The following is a 15,110-nucleotide window of genomic DNA, read 5'->3' on the forward strand; positions in this document are numbered from 1 at the left end:
CCGCCCGATCAGCGCCTTCTACTTCTTCCGCTTCGTGATGCCGTTCGTCTTCGCCATGCTGGCCGCCTTCTACCTGTTCGTGGTCAACGACTTCGGCCTGCCGCCGATGAGCCGGTTCACGATCTGCGTCGCCGCCCTGCTGGTCGGCTACTACGCGCCCAACGTCTACATCAGCAACATCGCCCAGAAGCGCCGTGAGTCGATCGTCGCGGCCTTCCCCGACTCGCTCGACCTGCTGCTGATCTGCGTCGAGAGCGGCATGTCGATCGAGGCGGCGATCCAGAAGGTCAGCCAGGAAGTCGGCGGCTCCTCGATCGAACTGGCCGAGGAACTGACCCTGGTCAGCGCCGAGCTCAGCTATCTGCCCGAGCGCCGCCAGGCCTATGAGGGCCTCGCCAGGCGGACCAACCATCCGGGCATCAAGGCGGTCGCAACCGCCATGATCCAGGCCGAGCGCTACGGCACCCCGCTGGGCGCGGCCCTGCGGGTGATGGCCAAGGAGAACCGCGACATGCGGCTGGCCTTCGCCGAGAAGAAGGCCGCCCAGCTGCCGGCCAAGCTGACCGTGCCGATGATCCTGTTCTTCCTGCCGGTGCTGTTCATCGTCATCCTGGGTCCGGCGGTGATCAAGGTCCAGGACATGGTCGCCCAGAACTAGAGCCTATGTTTGGAGCGTGACGGGCGCCTGAACCGGTATCCACTTCAGGCTGTCACGCTCTAGGTCAGGCGTTTACCCGTCCTTGAGGCGTTTGGCGCCAGGATCGGGCCATGCCGCGTCCCGAGAACCTCAAACCGCTGACGACCCTGCGCATCTTCGCCGCGGCCTGGGTGGTGCTCTACCACTACTGGCCCCTGCTCGTGGCCGGCGACCGGCCCAACGCGGTGGAGAAGGGCTATCTGGGGGTGGAGCTGTTCTTCGTCCTCTCGGGCTTCATCCTCTGCCACGTCTATCTGCAGAGCTTCGGGGAGAAGCGGTTCTCCTATGGGAGCTTCCTGTGGGCGCGGCTGGCGCGGATCTATCCGGTTCACCTGGCGACGCTCGCGGGCCTGGCGGCCCTGATCGCGGCGGCCACGGCGGCTGGCTTCTCGGCCGGGGACAATGTGGTGGTCTGGAGCTCGCTGCCGGCCCAGATCCTGCTGCTGCAGGCCTGGGGCCTGGGGCAGGACGGCGGCTGGAACCACCCCTCCTGGTCGATCTCGGCCGAGTGGTTCGCCTATGTCACCTTCCCGGTCTTCGCCCTGGCCTTCTGGCCCCTGCGCGCGCGGCCCTGGCTCGCGACCCTGCTGGCCGGCCTGCTGGTGGCGGCGCTGAATCTGATCTTCCCGCTGATCGCGGGCCATCCCCTCACCGAGGCCACGACGGCCTGGGGCGCGCTGCGGATCGTGCCCTGCTTCGCCTTCGGCTGCGCCGTCTACCTGCTGTGGCGCAACAGGACGGTGACCTCCCAGGCCGCCGCCAAGGGCCTGGCCGCGGGCCTGCTGATCGCCATCGCCGGCGGGGCGGCCTTCGAGCTGCCGGACTTCCTGATGGTGCTGATGTTCGGCGGCCTGATCCTGGCTCTGGCCAGCATGGCCAGCACGGGCTCGAAGATCATGAGCTCGCCGCTGGGGGTCTATCTCGGCGAGGTCAGCTTCTCGGTCTACATGATCTGCATCCCCTGGGAGCTGGTCTTCACCCGCGTCGCCCGCGCGGGCCTCGGCCTGGCCGAAGGCCAGCTGCCCTGGCCGGTCTGGGCGGCCATGTTCGCAGGCGTGATCCCGGCGGCCATGGTGCTGCACCACCTGGTGGAGCGCCCGGCGCGCAACGCCATGCGGGCCTGGGAAGTGTCCGGCTTCCGGCTTCCCGGCGCGCGGGCCGCGGCGGAACCGACCTAGAGCCTATTGGGCGGTGCGGACGGAGTCCCAGGAGCGGGGCGGTCCGGCGGGGTTGGGCGCCACGGCGCGCAGGAAGGCCATGTTGTTGGCCACCGCCTCCGGCGGCAGGTCCTGGCGCACCAGTTTCTCGGCCTCGTCGAAGCGGCCCTGCAGGCCCAGCACCAGGGCCAGGTTCTGACGCACCGCCATGGGGGCGCCGGGCTTGGCCGCGGCGGTGCGCAGCAGGGTCTCGGCCTGGGGGGCGTCCCCGTGGCTGGCGTAGAACAGGGCCAGGTTGCACAGGACGGCGGGATTCTCCGGGGCCAGGGCCGCGGCCTGGCGGTGCGCCTCCAGCGCCTCCTCCGGGCGGCCGGCCTGCTCGTAGGCCACGCCGAGCAGGGAGGCGGGGCGCCAGTCGCGGGGGGCCAGGACCTGGGCCTGGCGGGCCGGCTCGATGCCGTAAAAGCCCTGGCCGGAGCCCACCTTGGCGCGGGCGACCTCCAGCAGGGCCTCGAGATTCTTGGGATCGATGACCAGCACCCGCTGGGCGGCCTGGGCGGCGTCCTCGTACTTGCCCATGGCGCGCAGGGCCTGGGCGAGGTTGACGCCGGCCTCGGCGTCGCGGGGATCGATGTCGGTCTCCCGGCCCCAGAAGGCGGCGCGGGCCAGGGGATCGAGGCGGGCGGCCAGGCTGCGCTCCTCGGCGGTGGCGCGCTGCACGGCGGGGGCGGCGGGCGCGGGGGCGGCCTTGACCTCCGGCGGCTTGGCCGCGGCGGCCGGCAGGGCGGCGGCGAGGCCGAGGGCCAGGGCGGTTGCGGCGAGCGCCGACATGCGACACATGGACAGACAGGCTCCGGGATGATCCTCGACACCATCCCCCAGCCGCTTAAAGGAAGCGTTAAGCATAAAGGCGGGCCCTCGCGCCCGCGTCAGGGCCGATCCATGACCGAAGTGATCCTTGCGACCTCCGAGCGCGCCACCGTCCCGGTGCACGCCCTGCATGATGGCGAGCTGGAGGGGTTCCTGGCGGGGCAGGGCGCCTTCGCCAAGGCCTATGCCGAGCTCTCCGAGTTCAAGGCCAAGGCCGGCCAGGTCCTGGTGCTGCCAGGCGCCGAGGGGACGATCGAGGCGGTGCTGTTTGGCCTGGGGTCCAGCCCCGCCGATCCGATGGTGTTCCGCGGCCTGCCGGCCAAGCTGCCCACCGGGGACTACGCCATGGCCACGACCCCGGCTGGGATCAGCGCCGACCAGATCGCGCTGGCCTTCGCCTTGGGCAGCTACAAATTCGACCGCTACAAGCAGAAGAAGACCCATGACCGGCCCCGCCTGGTGGCGCAGGGCGCCGACGTGGCCGAGGTCAATTCCATCGCCCACGCCTGCGCGCTGGCCCGCGACATGGTCAATACGCCGGCCAACGACCTGGGGCCCCTGCAGCTGGAGACCATCGCCCGCGAGATCGCCGAGCAGTACGGCGCCGCCATCACCGTGGTGACCGGGGAGGGCCTGCTGGAGGCCAACTATCCCGCCGTCCACGCCGTGGGCCGCGCCGCCGTCGAGGCCCGCGCGCCCCGCATGATCGAGATGAGCTGGGGCGAGGCCGGCAAGCCCCTGGTCTGCCTGGTGGGCAAGGGCGTGGTGTTCGACACCGGCGGCCTGGACATCAAGCCTTCGGCCGGCATGCGGCAGATGAAGAAGGACATGGGGGGCGCCGCCCACGTCCTGGCCCTGGGCCGGATGATCATGGCCGCCCAGCTGCCGGTGCGGCTGTCGATCCTGGTCCCGGCGGTGGAGAACGCCATCAGCGGCGACGCCATGCGGCCCGGCGACGTGCTGGACAGCCGCAAGGGCCTGACCATCGAGGTGGGCAACACCGACGCCGAGGGCCGCCTGATCCTGGCCGACGCCCTGACGCGCGCCTGCGAGCTGGAGCCGGCCCTGACCCTGGATCTCGCCACCCTGACCGGGGCGGCGCGCGCCGCGCTGGGGCCGCAGCTGCCGCCCTTCTATACCGACGACGAGGAGCTGGCCGGCCAGATCGAGGCGGCGATGAGAGAGGTCTCCGACCCCATGTGGCGGATGCCGCTGTGGAAGGGCTATGTCGAGGCCCTGGACAGCGACGTGGCCGACATCAAGAACGATCCCGACGGCTGGGCCCAGGCGGGCTCGGTGACCGCCGCCCTCTTCCTGCAGCGGTTCGCGCCGGCCGGCGCCTGGGCGCACTTCGACATCTTCGCCTGGAACCCGCGCAACCGGCCCGGCTGGACGGCGGGGGCGGAGGCGCAAGGTATCCGGGCGCTCTACCAGATGATCCGGACGCGGTTTGCGTGAGCGTCGACCCGCGTAACACCCTGGCCCGTCCCGACCTGGCCGCGCGGTCCCTCGAGGGGCTGGTGGCGGCGGGCGCCTATGCCGATCCGACGCCGATGACGGCGGCGGTCGCCGCCGCCCCCCTGCGCGCCGCGCCGGACGGGGAGGCCGAGCAGGTGGATCAGCTGCTGTTCGGCGAGACCTTTGAGGTGCTGGAGGAGAGCGCCGGCTTCTGCTGGGGCCAGGCGGCCCGCGACGGCTATGTGGGCTTCGTGGCCCGCGCCGACCTCGCCCCCCTGGCGCCGGCCCCAACCCACCGGGTGGCGGCCATCCGCACCTACGCCTTCAAGGACCCCAGCATCAAGAGCCGGGCGCTGGGCCCCTATTCCCTGGGCGCCCTGGTCTCGGTGGAGGCCCGGGAGGGCCGGTTCGCCAAGGCCGCCGGGTCCGGCTGGTTCGTGGAGGAGCACCTGTCGCCGATCGGAGTGTTCGAGACCGACTTCGTGGCGGTGGCGCAGCGGTTCGTCGGCGCGCCCTATCTGTGGGGCGGGCGCGAGAGCCTGGGGCTGGACTGCTCGGGCCTGGTGCAGCAGGCCCTGCTGGCCTGCGGCCGGGCCTGTCCGCGGGACACCGACCAGCAGGCGCTCATGGGACAGGCCGTGCAAGCCGACGCCCTCTTGAGAGGCGACCTGGTGTTCTGGCGCGGCCACGTGGGCATCCTGCTGGACGCCGACAACATCCTCCACGCCAACGCCCACCACATGGCCGTGGCCATCGAGCCGCTGGCGCAGGCGGTGTCGCGGATCGCGGCCACCAGCACGGGGCAGCCGACGGGCTATCGGCGGCTTTAGCGCGGATATTCAACCGCCGGGATGAGCGGAGTTGAGTCCATACGAAAAGACCCCCCGCGACGCGGAGGGCCCTCTCATCCAACCTCTCCCCCGAAGGGGGCGAGGCGGCGTTTTACTTGGCGGCTGGCGCGGCTGGCGCGGGAGCCTCGCCGGTGGCGGCGGGAGTCGCAGCCGCCGCCGCGGCGCCCTCGGCCGGAGCCGCGGGCGCCGCGGCGGCCGGGTTCGGGGCCGGGAAGGGGATGGAGCCACCCTTGGTGTGCAGGTAGGCCAGCAGGTTGATGCGATCTTCCGGCTTCTTCAGGCCGACGAAGCCCATCTTGGTGCCGGGAATGTCCTTGGCCGGGTTCTTGATGAACTCCGACAGGCGCTCGAAGTCCCAGACCGGGTTCTTCGCGCCGTATTCGACCATGGCGGCCGAGTAGGCGAAGCCCGCGTGGGAGGCCGGCTTGCGGCCGACAATCGCCCAGTTGTTCGGACCGGTGCCGTTGGCCCCGCCCTGATCGATGGTGTGGCAGGACTTGCACTTGGCGAAGACCGCCTCGCCCGCCGCGACGTCGGCGGTCGGCAGCACCGTCCCCCAGTCGATCGGGGCCTCGACGGCCGGGCCGCCCGGGCCGGCTTCCGCCGCGACCTCGATGGCGTAACCGGGCTTCTCGGCCTTTTCGGTCGAGAAGATGCCGTTGGTAAGTTCGCGAAGGCCGACAATGGCCAGACCCGTCGCCAGCACGGCGCCGGCGACTTTGTTGAACGTAAGGTCGCTCATCGTCTTGAAATCGGCCCTCTAATCAGCCGGCCCGAAGACCGGCGGAAGCGCGGGAATCCCCGCCCCTTATTGCGCCCGCGTCTCTTACACGCTACCGGCGCTGGCGCAACCGGCCAGTTGGTCGTTCCCCAGATCACGTGCGTGATCTGGGGCTTTTGGAGTTGGAGCGGAATGCGGGCGAAAAACCGGTTCCCACTTTTTCTCATTCCGCTCAGGACTCCATGAACCCGATCGTCCTTATCCCCGCGCGTCTTGCGGCCACACGCCTGCCCAACAAGCCCCTCGCCGATATCGAGGGCACACCCATGATCGTGCGGGTTCTACGCCAGGCCCAGGCCGCGAACCTGGGTCCCGTGGCCGTGGCGGCGGGTGATTCGGAGATCGTCGAGGCGGTGACGGCGGCCGGCGGACGGGCGGTGCTCACCGACCCCGACCTGCCCTCGGGCTCCGACCGCCTGGTGGCGGCCCTGGCGCAGCTCGATCCGCAGGGCGCCCATGACGTGGTGATCAACCTGCAGGGCGACATGCCCTTCGTGGCGCCGGCCGACATCGCCGCCTGCGCCCGGCTGCTGGAGGACCAGCCCTCCTGCGACATCGCCACCATCGTGGAGAGGGAGTCCTCGCCGGAGGTTCGCACCAATCCCGACATGGTCAAGGGGGTGCTGGCCATGGCGCCGGACGGCAGAACCGGCCGGGCGCTCTATTTCACCCGCTCGACCCTCTATGGCGACGGGCCGGTCTGGCATCACCACGGCATCTACGCCTATCGCCGCGCGGCCCTGGAGGCCTTCACCCGGGCCCCGCCCTCGCCCCTGGAGCGGCGCGAGAAGCTGGAGCAGCTGCGGGCCATGGAGCTGGGGCTCTCCATCTGGGCGACGGTGGTCGACTCCGCGCCGATCTCGGTGGACAACCCCGCCGATCTGGAGCGGGCGCGGGCCTTTGCTCGCCAGCTTAGGGACAAGTCATGACCAAGGGACGGATCGCCTTCCAGGGCGAGCTGGGGGCCAACAGCCACGAGGCCTGCCTGGCGGCCTTCCCGGACATGGAGCCGGTGGCCCACCCGACCTTCGAGGAGGCCTTCGAGGCCATCAAGACCGGTGACTGCCAGCTGGGCATGATCCCGGTGGAGAACTCCATCGCCGGCCGGGTGGCCGACGTCCATCACCTGCTGCCCTCCTCGGGCCTGAAGATCATCGGCGAGCGGTTCAAGCCGATCCACTTCCAGCTGATGGCCAATCCCGGGGTGAAGCTGGAGGACCTGAAGAGCGTCTCCTCCATGCCCATCGCGCTCGCCCAATGCCGCCAGGTGGTGCGCCGCCTGAAGCTGCGCGCCGAGCCGGTGGGGGACACCGCGCTGTCGGCCAAGCTGCTGTCCGAGAAGCCCGACCCCACCAAGGCGGCCATCGCCCCGGCGCTCGCCGCCGAGCTCTACGGGCTGGAGATCCTGGCCCGCGACGTCGAGGACACCCACAACAACACCACCCGCTTCCTGGTGATGACCGCCGACCGCGATCCGCCGGCCCCGCCCTTCACCAGCCCCTGCATCACCAGCTTCGTCTTCCGGGTCCGCAACATGCCCGCGGCCCTCTACAAGGCCATGGGCGGGTTCGCCACCAACGGGGTGAACATGACCAAGCTGGAGAGCTACATGGAGAACGGCGCCTTCACGGCGACCTTCTTCTACGCCGAGGTGGACGGCCGGCCCGAGGACCGCAGCCTGGCCCTGGCCTTCGAGGAGCTGCAGTTCTTCTCCGAGCGGTTCGAGATCCTGGGGGTCTATCCCGCCGATCCCTTCCGGGCCCACGTCTGATGCGCACCATCGAGATGGACGGGGCGGAATATCCCACCGTGAAGGCCTTCTGCGAGGCCCTGAAGGCCGAGATCCGCGCCCTGCCGGGGCATGGCGCCAGCATCGAGTCCTTCGTGGACTCGATGATCTGGGCCAACGGCATGAGCGAACTGGCCCCGCCCTACATGATCCGGGTGCGCGGCCTGCACGGCGGGCCCATCGCCGACTTCGTCAAGGACCTGTCCAACGCGCTGGGCCAGGCCCGGATGGAGGTCCGCAACCGCCGCGCCGAGGACGTCGAGGTCATCCTGCAGCTGCGGCGGTAGCGCGCTTAGGCGGCGTCCAGCGCCCGCAGGAGGCTGTCGGCGGGCACGCCCCACTGGCGGTGCAGCTTGGCCATCATGGCCGGGGTCAGTCCGCGCCGGCCGCTCAGCACCTCGGAGGCGCGGGAGCGGGACCCCAGGAGCTGGGCCAGATCGGTCTGGCTCAAACCCTTTAGCTCCATGGCGAAGCGGATGGCGTCCAGGGGCTCGGCGGGCTCGATTGGCCAGCGCCGCCGCTCATAGGCCTCGATCAGATCGGCCAGCACGTCGAACCGGTCGGCCTGGGCGCTACCCTTTTCCGGGGGCGTCTCGAAATATCGCGCGATCTCCGACAGCGCCCAGTCGTAGTCGGCTTCGTCATGCAGGGCTCGGACATCCATCACACGGTCTCCATGTCGATCCGGTCGTGTTCGGCGTGGGTTCCGACGAACTTGATGAGCACCCGCCGGTAGCCGTAGGCCACATGCACGACCAGCCTGAACTTGTTGCCGCCGATGTCGAAGACCAGACGGTTGTCCGCCACGAAATCCACGGCCGCGCCGAACATCGCCTTGACGTCCGAGGGACCTGACCAGCTCGCCTGATTGACGAGGCCGTACCAGGCCCGCAGAGGCCGTTCCGCCTGCGGGCGCCGTTCCCAGAACTGGATCAGAATCCGCTTGGCGATGATCTGCACAATGAAACCCTAGCATGTTCCCGCAGCGGGAACAATCAGGCCTTGATCAAGGCGTCGTCGATCTCGCGGGCGCGGACAGCGGCGGGGCGGGCGGCCATGCGCTCGGCATAGGCCGCGAAGGCGGGCCGAGGCTCGATGGAACCCATCTGCAGGCCCCAGCCCAGGTGGGCGCCCAGATAGAGGTCGGCGGCGGTAAAACGGTCGCCGGCCACGTAGTCGGCGCCGGTGACGGCCTTTTCCAGGGTGTCCATGACGTTGGCCATGCAGCCCCAGCCGGCCATGATGTGCCGGTCGGCGGGCACCTCGAAGCCCAGGCTCTTGACCGTGACCGCGCTCTCCAGGGGCCCGGCGGCGAAGAACAGCCAGCGGTAATAGTCGCCGCGCAGTCGGCTGCCGTGCGGCGGGGCGAGGTTCGCCTGCGGGAAGGCGTCGGCCAGGTAGGCGCAGATGGCGGCGGCCTCGGTGACTACGGTGTCGCCATGCCTGATCGTGGGCACCTTGCCCATGGGATTGATCGCCAGGAAGTCAGGCGCCTTCAGGGCGGGAAACTCCATCAGCACGGTCTCATAGGGCTGGCCCACCTCCTCCAGCATCCAGCGGATGATGCGGCCCCGCGACATGGGGTTGGTGTAGAAGACGAGTTGGTCCGACATGGCTGTTTCTCCGTGTTGGAGAGACCCTAGGCGAGGTCTGCTGACAGCAGTGTGGCAGCAGTCTTAGATCCTCCCCCAGGCGCGCAGCGCCGATGTGGGGGAGGTGGCGCGGACCGCAGGTCCGTGCCGGAGGGGGATCGCCGTAGGCGACACTCCCCTCAGTCAAACGAGAGTCAAAGTCCCCCTCAGGCGCTTCGCGCCAGCTCCCCCAGGAGGGGAGCATCTTGGGTCTAGCTCTCCGCCCAGGCCTTGATGAGCTGGTGGGCTATGGCCATGGGGCCTGGCGCGAAGGTGTTGGGCAGCTTGCCGGCCAGCAGGGTGCGCGCCTCATCCTTGGTGAACCAGCGGACCTCGGAGAGCTCGGTCTGGTCGGGGGTGGCGTCGTCGTCCTCCACCTGGGCGATCAGGCCGATCATCAGGGAGGACGGATAGGGCCAGGGCTGGGTGGAGTGGTAGACCACCGAGGACGTCTTCAGGCCGGCCTCCTCATGCAGTTCGCGGGCGCAGGCCTCCTCGATGGTCTCGCCGGGCTCCAGGAAGCCGGCCAGCGACGAGAACATGCCCTTGGGCCAGATCTCCTGCCGCCCCAGCATGCAGCGCTCGCCATGGACGGCCAGCATGATCACCACCGGATCGGTGCGGGGGAAGTGCTCGGCGTTGCAGGCCGGGCAGGCGCGCTTCCAGCCGCCCTCGGCCACCATTGAGGGTTCGCCGCAATTGGCGCAGTGCTTGTGGCGGCGGCGCCACTCGAACATCTGCTTGGCGGTGGCCAGGATGGCGGCGTCGGTGTGGGGCAGGCGGGTGGCGAGCGCCCGCAGGTCCTCGAACCGGCCCAGGCCCGCCAGGGGCCCGTCGCAGGGGTCGGCGCCGCCCTCGATATCGATGGCGAAGACCGCGGTCTCCTTCCACAGGCCCATGAACAGCAGGCGCTCGGCGCCCCCGGCCATCTCGGCTGTCATCTTGGCCGGCAGGTAGGCGATCTGCACGCCCCCGTCCTTGCTGGTCTCCACCAGGGGCTTGCCGTTCCAGATGGCGAGCCCCAGGGATTCGTCGGAATTCAGCCGTTCGGCCAGCCAGGCCTCGTCCTTCCGGCGCTCGCTGGCGCGGTTCAGGGGGTTTCCGGCGAAGGTGTTCTGGAAGGAAGAAAGAGCCATGAAACGTCTCATAGCGTCGCCCAAGCTTGCGCGCGAGCCTCAAGGTCGCGATATAGGGGGTGGAGATCGGCGACGGGCGGACGCCTCGCCAACCCGGTCAGGTCCGGAAGGAAGCAGCCGCAACGAGTTTCGCTCCGGGTCGTCGTTCGGTCTCCACCCTAGCTTTCAGAATCAGTGCGCTCTCGAGGCGCGGGGCGCATGGCCGACGAAGATCTCTCGCCCGATCCTGAACTTCCCGAACGGGACCCCGACACCGCCGACATGTTCGGAACGCCAGCGCCCGTGAAGGCCGCGCCGGCGGAGGCCTCGGCCGCCTACACCGTCATCGCCCGGAAATACCGGCCCCGCACCTTCGACGACCTCTATGGCCAGGAAGCCATGGTGCGGACGCTGAAGAACGCCTTCGCCACCGGCCGCATCGCCCACGCCTTCATGCTGACCGGGGTGCGCGGGGTGGGGAAGACCACCACCGCCCGCCTGCTGGCCCGGGCCCTGAACTACGAGACCGACACCGTCCACGAGCCGACGCTCGATCTCCACGTCGAGGGCCGGCACTGCAAGGCGATCATCGAGGGGCGGCACATGGACGTGCTGGAGCTCGACGCCGCCAGCCGCACCAAGGTCGAGGACATGCGCGAGCTGCTGGACGGGGTGCGCTACGCCCCCGTCGAGGCGCGCTACAAGGTCTACATCATCGACGAAGTGCACATGCTCTCCACCTCGTCCTTCAACGCCCTGTTGAAGACCCTGGAAGAGCCGCCGCCGCACGTGAAGTTCATCTTCGCCACCACCGAGATCCGCAAGGTGCCGGTGACCATCCTCTCGCGCTGCCAGAGGTTCGACCTGCGCCGGGTGGAGCCCGACGTCATCGTCAAGAACCTGGAGATGATCACCGAGGCCGAGGGGGTGCGCGTCGACGCCGAGGGCCTGCTGCTGATCGCCCGGGCCGCCGAGGGCTCGGTGCGCGACGCCCAGTCCATGCTGGACCAGGCCATCGTCCAGGGGGAGCCTGGCCAGACCGTTCCGGCCACCCTGATCCGCGACATGCTGGGCCTGGCCGACCGGGCCCAGACCATCACGCTCTTCGAACAGACCCTGCGCGGCGAGCCCGGCCCCGCCATCGAGACCTTCCGCACCCTCTACGGCTACGGCGCCGATCCCGGCCAGGTGATGATCGACCTGCTGGAGCACGCCCATGCGGCCTCCGTCGCCAAGGCCATCGGGGTCCACGCCCTGATCATGCCCCGCGAACAGGCCGGCCGGCTGGCGGCCATCGGGGCCTCGGTCTCGGCCGGCACGCTTTCCCGGATATGGCAGATGCTGCTGCGGGCCCATGACGAGGTGCGGCGCAGCCCCGACCCGGCCGCGGCGGTGGACATGGCCCTGATCCGCCTGGCCTATGCGGCCGACCTGCCCGGCCCCGAGGAGGCCCTGCGGCGGCTGCAGACCGGCGATCCCGTCGGCGGCGCGCCGGGGCCTTCCGGCGGCGGCGGCGGCGGACCCAGCCAGGGCGGTGGCGGCGGCGGTGGCGGCGTCACGGCCCAGGCCCGCGTCCTGGCCCCCGAGCCCCAGGCGGCCGAGGCGCCGCCGGTGCTGCAGTCCTTCGCCGACGTCATCGCCCTGATCGAGAAGAAGCGCGACATCTCCCTGCGGCTGGACGTGGAGCGCTATGTGCGCCCGGTCAGCTTCCGTCCCGGGGCCATCGAGTTCGAGCCGGCCCCCGGCGCGCCGGCCAACCTGGCCCAGCGCCTGATCGGCCGCCTACGGGAATGGACCGGCCAGCCCTGGCTGATCGCGGCCCAGGGCGGCGGCGGGGCCGAGAGCCAGTGGGAGCGCCAGAAGCGGGAGGAGCGCGAGATCCGCGCCCAGATCGAGCAGGATCCCTTCATCCTGTCGGTGATGGAGAGCTTCCCGGGCGCCGAGATCGTCAGCATCCGCAACCTGCCGACGCCGGAGGCCTCGCCGGCCGACGCGCCGCCGGAAGAGGACGAGGATTAAGCCAGTGAGGGTTCGATGAAGGATTTGGGCGGCCTGATGAAACAGGCCCAGGCCATGCAGCAGAAGCTGGCCGAGGCGCAGGAGCGCCTGGCGCAGCTCTCCATCGAGGGCACGTCGGGAGGCGGCATGGTCAAGGTCGTGCTCAAGGGCTCGGGCGAACTGGCCTCGGTGGAGCTGGACGAGAGCCTGCTGGCGCCGGGCGAGGGGGAGGTGATCTCCGACCTGGTGGTGGCCGCCCACGCCGACGCCAAGCGCAAGCTGGACGCCGAGCAGGCCCAGCTGATGCGCGACGCCGCCGGCCCGCTCGCCGGCATGGGCCTGCCGGGCATGCCGAAGTTCTGACTTGGCCGCCTCCGCCGGACCTGAAATCGAGCGCCTGATCGCGCTGCTGTCCAAGCTGCCGGGGCTGGGGCCCAGGTCGGCGCGGCGCGCGGCGCTGGCCCTGCTGAAGCGGCGGGAACAGCTGCTACAGCCTCTGGCCGAGGCCCTGGCCGTCGCCGCCGAGCGGGTGAAGACCTGCGGGGTCTGCGGCTCGCTGGATACGCAAGACCCCTGCGCCATCTGTTCCGACCGTTCCCGCGACCCGACCCTGGTCTGCGTGGTGGAGGAGGTGGGCGCGCTGTGGGCCATGGAGCGGGCCAGCGCCTTCCGCGGCCGCTATCACGTTCTGGGGGGCCTGCTCTCGGCCCTGGACGGGGTGGGGCCCGAGGCCCTGCGGGTCAATTCCCTGGTGACCCGGGCCATGGAGGAGGGCGTCGCCGAGGTGATCCTGGCCCTGCCGGCCACGGTCGACGGCCAGACCACGGCCCATTACCTGGCCGAACGGCTCTCCAACGCCCACGTCTCCGTGACCATGCTGGCCCGCGGGGTGCCGGTGGGGGGGGAGCTGGACTGGCTGGACGACGGGACCATCGCCCAGGCGATGCGGGCGCGGCGGCCGGCCTAGGCCTTGAGGATCTCGAAATAGGCTTTGGCGGCGGCGCACGCGAGCTCGGACCTGGCCGCGAAGACCCGCATGCGTAAGGGGAAGCTCGGCAGATCGCGCAGCACCACGCCGGCGGGGGCGGTATGGGCCAGGCTCTCCTGCACCATGGCTAGACCCACGCCTGCCGCGACGAGGCCCAGAATGGTCGCCGGTTCGATGGCCTCGACACGGACATCGGGGGTGAAGCCGGTGGCGCGGCAGGCGGCGATCCACTCGGCGCGGGCCGGAGGATTGCCGCGCTCGGACAGGGCGATGAACGCCTCGCCGTCCAGGCGTGCTTCCACGAAATCGGTCTCGGCGGCGAGGGGATGGCCGGCGGGGATGGCCAGGCGATAGGGCTCCTCGGCGACCAGGACGATCCGCAAGCCGGCGGACTCGGCTGGCGGCGTGTAGATGTGGCCGACATCCAGGCCGCCCTCGCGCAGGGCCTGGATCTGGTCTCCGGAGCGCATCGCCCAGAGTTCGACGCCGACGCCGGGCCGCTCCAGGCGGAACCGGCGCAGCGCCCGGCCCAGGACGCCGGCGTGAACGGCGCCCTCCACGAAGCCCATGGAGAGTTTCCCGCTCTCGCCGCGGCCCGCCGCCCGCGCCTGCTGCTCGACGGCGGCGGCATGAGCCAACAGGGCTCGGGCTTGGTCCAGGAATCGGCGGCCGTCCGCCGTCAGCCGCAGGCGTTTGCGCTCACGGTGGAAGAGGGCGAGGCCCAGGCCAGCCTCAAGCTCGCGGATGCGCTGGCTCAGCGGCGATTGCGAGACGCCGAGCCGCGCCGCCGCCCGACCAACGTTCTCCTCTTCCGCGACGGCCACGAAGTAGCCCAGGCGCCACAGTTCCAGCATCAGATCACCAAGGTCTCAAGACTGTCCTCAACAGACTTGGACAGGCTTAAGCGTCGCCGCGCAAGGTCGGCTTCTTTGAGGAGGTGGCCGTGGCGCTCAGCAAGTTCGGTTTCATCGTGACGGGGGCGGGCTTCGCCCCGGTCGGTGAGCGGGCGGTCCTGGCGACCGATAGGTTCAAGATGATCGCGGTCGGGGTTCCTTCGCCCGGAGACGCCGTGGCCGTGGCCGTCGCATTGGTCGCCGAGGGTGTTCAGCTTCTAGAGCTCTGCGGCGGGTTCGGACCGGTCTGGACCGCCGAGGTCATCAAGGCCATCGGAGGCCAGGTCCCCGTGGGCGCGGTGGGCTACGGACCAGAGTCGATCGACGCCATGTACGCGCTGTTCAAGGCCTGAAGCCGTCCGGCCGCGCCACCCAGACCAGGCCCGACCAGCTGTGGCCGTCGTAAGTGGCGGTGAAGTCGCGGGTCGCGTCGCGCTCCAGCTCCAGCTTGCGCATCACCGCCTGGGAGCGGGGGTTGTCGGCGGCGGTGTAGCTGAGCACCTCGGGAAACCCGAAGCGGGAAAAGCCGTCGGCCAGGCTGGCGCGGGCCGCCTCGGTGGCGAGGCCGGCGCCCCAGGCGCGGCGGACCAGGCGCCAGCCGATCTCCACATTTGGGGCGCGGGGGTGCCAGGCGTCGATGGGCATGATCCCGACATAGCCGAGGAAGCCGCCTGCGTGGTCGGTCACAACCCAACGGCTGTAGCCCAGGCGGTCATGGGCGTCGCGGTAGCGCGCCATCTTGGCCGCGGCGGCGTCGCGGTCCACGGGGCCGCCGGCGTCGGCCTGGACCTCCGGGTCGGCCAGCATGTCGGCGAAGGCGTCGAGGTCCTCGTCGCGCCAGGGCCGTAGGATCGTGCGCTCCGTGGTGATCATGGCTTCCTC

The 15,110-nt window shown here is 70.4% G+C and carries 19 protein-coding genes and 1 other RNA gene; 12 read left to right on the forward strand and 8 right to left on the reverse strand.

Going from position 1 to position 15,110, the window contains the following annotated elements:
- A partial coding sequence (locus Q7T09_RS16490; protein WP_304701172.1) for a type II secretion system F family protein occupies window positions 1–658 on the forward strand: 658 nt, incomplete at its 5' end.
- A gap of 110 nt (window positions 659–768) precedes the next feature.
- Window positions 769–1,875 (forward strand): acyltransferase, encoded by a 1,107-nt coding sequence (locus tag Q7T09_RS16495; protein WP_304701174.1) that lies wholly within the window; start codon window positions 769–771, stop codon window positions 1,873–1,875.
- A gap of 3 nt (window positions 1,876–1,878) precedes the next feature.
- Here the strand turns inward: Q7T09_RS16495 and Q7T09_RS16500 are convergent, their stop codons facing one another.
- Window positions 1,879–2,694 carry a tetratricopeptide repeat protein gene (locus Q7T09_RS16500; protein WP_304701176.1) on the reverse strand — a complete coding sequence of 272 codons (816 nt, stop codon included), beginning with the start codon at window positions 2,692–2,694 and terminating at the stop codon, window positions 1,879–1,881.
- Between the two features lie 102 nt (window positions 2,695–2,796).
- Here Q7T09_RS16500 and Q7T09_RS16505 point away from each other — a divergent pair, with 102 nt between their 5' ends.
- Both Q7T09_RS16505 and Q7T09_RS16510 read left to right on the forward strand, forming a co-directional pair.
- Complete coding sequence (locus tag Q7T09_RS16505; RefSeq protein ID WP_304701177.1) at window positions 2,797–4,182, forward strand: M17 family metallopeptidase; 1,386 nt, start codon at window positions 2,797–2,799, stop codon at window positions 4,180–4,182.
- Window positions 4,179–5,012 carry a C40 family peptidase gene (locus Q7T09_RS16510; RefSeq protein WP_304701178.1) on the forward strand — a complete coding sequence of 278 codons (834 nt, stop codon included), beginning with the start codon at window positions 4,179–4,181 and terminating at the stop codon, window positions 5,010–5,012. Before Q7T09_RS16505 ends, Q7T09_RS16510 begins: the two co-directional genes overlap by 4 nt.
- 112 nt (window positions 5,013–5,124) lie before the next feature.
- On the opposite strand, the gene Q7T09_RS16515 is transcribed toward Q7T09_RS16510, so the two are convergent.
- Window positions 5,125–5,775 carry a cytochrome c family protein gene (locus Q7T09_RS16515; protein WP_304701180.1) on the reverse strand — a complete coding sequence of 217 codons (651 nt, stop codon included), beginning with the start codon at window positions 5,773–5,775 and terminating at the stop codon, window positions 5,125–5,127.
- A gap of 221 nt (window positions 5,776–5,996) precedes the next feature.
- Here Q7T09_RS16515 and Q7T09_RS16520 point away from each other — a divergent pair, with 221 nt between their 5' ends.
- From Q7T09_RS16520 to Q7T09_RS16530, 3 genes are read left to right on the forward strand one after another with little or no spacing between them, the layout of a single operon-like run.
- Window positions 5,997–6,743, forward strand: coding sequence for a 3-deoxy-manno-octulosonate cytidylyltransferase (locus tag Q7T09_RS16520; RefSeq protein WP_304701182.1), 747 nt, complete (start codon window positions 5,997–5,999; stop codon window positions 6,741–6,743).
- On the forward strand, window positions 6,740–7,585 hold the full coding sequence (locus Q7T09_RS16525; RefSeq protein WP_304701184.1) for a prephenate dehydratase: 846 nt from the start codon (window positions 6,740–6,742) through the stop codon (window positions 7,583–7,585). Before Q7T09_RS16520 ends, Q7T09_RS16525 begins: the two co-directional genes overlap by 4 nt.
- Complete coding sequence (locus Q7T09_RS16530; protein WP_304701186.1) at window positions 7,585–7,890, forward strand: hypothetical protein; 306 nt, start codon at window positions 7,585–7,587, stop codon at window positions 7,888–7,890. The genes Q7T09_RS16525 and Q7T09_RS16530 overlap by 1 nt, the downstream gene beginning before the upstream one ends.
- Before the next feature lie 5 nt (window positions 7,891–7,895).
- Here the strand turns inward: Q7T09_RS16530 and Q7T09_RS16535 are convergent, their stop codons facing one another.
- The 4 genes from Q7T09_RS16535 to nudC all read right to left on the reverse strand — a co-directional run bounded on the left by Q7T09_RS16535 (window position 7,896) and on the right by nudC (window position 10,370).
- A complete protein-coding gene (locus tag Q7T09_RS16535) occupies window positions 7,896–8,267 on the reverse strand; it encodes a type II toxin-antitoxin system HigA family antitoxin (RefSeq protein ID WP_304701188.1) in 372 nt (123 codons plus the stop codon).
- On the reverse strand, window positions 8,267–8,563 hold the full coding sequence (locus Q7T09_RS16540) for a type II toxin-antitoxin system HigB family toxin (RefSeq protein ID WP_304701190.1): 297 nt from the start codon (window positions 8,561–8,563) through the stop codon (window positions 8,267–8,269). The genes Q7T09_RS16535 and Q7T09_RS16540 overlap by 1 nt, the downstream gene beginning before the upstream one ends.
- Window positions 8,564–8,598: 35 nt before the next feature.
- Window positions 8,599–9,216 carry a glutathione S-transferase family protein gene (locus Q7T09_RS16545; protein ID WP_304701192.1) on the reverse strand — a complete coding sequence of 206 codons (618 nt, stop codon included), beginning with the start codon at window positions 9,214–9,216 and terminating at the stop codon, window positions 8,599–8,601.
- A gap of 230 nt (window positions 9,217–9,446) precedes the next feature.
- The gene (nudC, locus tag Q7T09_RS16550) at window positions 9,447–10,370 is read right to left on the reverse strand and encodes an NAD(+) diphosphatase (protein WP_304701194.1); all 924 of its coding nucleotides are present in this window, start codon (window positions 10,368–10,370) and stop codon (window positions 9,447–9,449) included.
- A 60-nt stretch (window positions 10,371–10,430) separates the two neighbouring features.
- Here nudC and ffs point away from each other — a divergent pair.
- The 4 genes from ffs to recR all read left to right on the forward strand — a co-directional run bounded on the left by ffs (window position 10,431) and on the right by recR (window position 13,314).
- Window positions 10,431–10,529: signal recognition particle sRNA small type (ffs, locus tag Q7T09_RS16555), an RNA gene on the forward strand.
- A gap of 39 nt (window positions 10,530–10,568) precedes the next feature.
- Window positions 10,569–12,368: a DNA polymerase III subunit gamma/tau gene (locus tag Q7T09_RS16560; protein WP_304701196.1), complete on the forward strand. Its 1,800-nt coding sequence runs from the start codon at window positions 10,569–10,571 to the stop codon at window positions 12,366–12,368.
- A 15-nt stretch (window positions 12,369–12,383) separates the two neighbouring features.
- Window positions 12,384–12,710, forward strand: coding sequence for a YbaB/EbfC family nucleoid-associated protein (locus Q7T09_RS16565; RefSeq protein ID WP_304701198.1), 327 nt, complete (start codon window positions 12,384–12,386; stop codon window positions 12,708–12,710).
- A gap of 1 nt (window position 12,711) precedes the next feature.
- Window positions 12,712–13,314 carry a recombination mediator RecR gene (gene recR / locus Q7T09_RS16570; protein WP_304701200.1) on the forward strand — a complete coding sequence of 201 codons (603 nt, stop codon included), beginning with the start codon at window positions 12,712–12,714 and terminating at the stop codon, window positions 13,312–13,314.
- On the opposite strand, the gene Q7T09_RS16575 is transcribed toward recR, so the two are convergent.
- Complete coding sequence (locus Q7T09_RS16575; protein ID WP_304701201.1) at window positions 13,311–14,189, reverse strand: LysR family transcriptional regulator; 879 nt, start codon at window positions 14,187–14,189, stop codon at window positions 13,311–13,313. The two genes, recR and Q7T09_RS16575, sit on opposite strands and share 4 nt — an antisense overlap.
- An 89-nt stretch (window positions 14,190–14,278) precedes the next feature.
- Between Q7T09_RS16575 and Q7T09_RS16580 the strand changes: the two genes are divergently transcribed.
- Window positions 14,279–14,581, forward strand: a complete 303-nt coding sequence (locus tag Q7T09_RS16580; RefSeq protein WP_304701202.1) for a DUF6506 family protein — start codon at window positions 14,279–14,281, stop codon at window positions 14,579–14,581.
- On the opposite strand, the gene Q7T09_RS16585 is transcribed toward Q7T09_RS16580, so the two are convergent.
- Window positions 14,571–15,101: a GNAT family N-acetyltransferase gene (locus Q7T09_RS16585; RefSeq protein ID WP_304701204.1), complete on the reverse strand. Its 531-nt coding sequence runs from the start codon at window positions 15,099–15,101 to the stop codon at window positions 14,571–14,573. The two genes, Q7T09_RS16580 and Q7T09_RS16585, sit on opposite strands and share 11 nt — an antisense overlap.
- Window positions 15,102–15,110: the final 9 nt, after the last annotated feature.

It is taken from the genome of Phenylobacterium sp. (assembly GCF_030645195.1).
In the GTDB taxonomy this organism is placed as follows: Bacteria; Pseudomonadota; Alphaproteobacteria; order Caulobacterales; family Caulobacteraceae; genus Phenylobacterium.

What these genes read in the sequence shown, in the direction of transcription:
- Q7T09_RS16495 (WP_304701174.1), top strand. Translation starts at nt 769, where the DNA reads ATGCCGCGTCCCGAGAACCTCAAACCGCTGACGACCCTGCGCATCTTC.
- Q7T09_RS16500 (WP_304701176.1), bottom strand. Translation starts at nt 2,694, where the DNA reads ATGTGTCGCATGTCGGCGCTCGCCGCAACCGCCCTGGCCCTCGGCCTC.
- Q7T09_RS16505 (WP_304701177.1), top strand. Translation starts at nt 2,797, where the DNA reads ATGACCGAAGTGATCCTTGCGACCTCCGAGCGCGCCACCGTCCCGGTG.
- Q7T09_RS16515 (WP_304701180.1), bottom strand. Translation starts at nt 5,775, where the DNA reads ATGAGCGACCTTACGTTCAACAAAGTCGCCGGCGCCGTGCTGGCGACG.
- Q7T09_RS16520 (WP_304701182.1), top strand. Translation starts at nt 5,997, where the DNA reads ATGAACCCGATCGTCCTTATCCCCGCGCGTCTTGCGGCCACACGCCTG.
- Q7T09_RS16525 (WP_304701184.1), top strand. Translation starts at nt 6,740, where the DNA reads ATGACCAAGGGACGGATCGCCTTCCAGGGCGAGCTGGGGGCCAACAGC.
- Q7T09_RS16530 (WP_304701186.1), top strand. Translation starts at nt 7,585, where the DNA reads ATGCGCACCATCGAGATGGACGGGGCGGAATATCCCACCGTGAAGGCC.
- Q7T09_RS16535 (WP_304701188.1), bottom strand. Translation starts at nt 8,267, where the DNA reads ATGGATGTCCGAGCCCTGCATGACGAAGCCGACTACGACTGGGCGCTG.
- Q7T09_RS16545 (WP_304701192.1), bottom strand. Translation starts at nt 9,216, where the DNA reads ATGTCGGACCAACTCGTCTTCTACACCAACCCCATGTCGCGGGGCCGC.
- nudC (WP_304701194.1), bottom strand. Translation starts at nt 10,370, where the DNA reads ATGGCTCTTTCTTCCTTCCAGAACACCTTCGCCGGAAACCCCCTGAAC.
- Q7T09_RS16560 (WP_304701196.1), top strand. Translation starts at nt 10,569, where the DNA reads ATGGCCGACGAAGATCTCTCGCCCGATCCTGAACTTCCCGAACGGGAC.
- Q7T09_RS16565 (WP_304701198.1), top strand. Translation starts at nt 12,384, where the DNA reads ATGAAGGATTTGGGCGGCCTGATGAAACAGGCCCAGGCCATGCAGCAG.
- Q7T09_RS16575 (WP_304701201.1), bottom strand. Translation starts at nt 14,189, where the DNA reads ATGCTGGAACTGTGGCGCCTGGGCTACTTCGTGGCCGTCGCGGAAGAG.
- Q7T09_RS16585 (WP_304701204.1), bottom strand. Translation starts at nt 15,101, where the DNA reads ATGATCACCACGGAGCGCACGATCCTACGGCCCTGGCGCGACGAGGAC.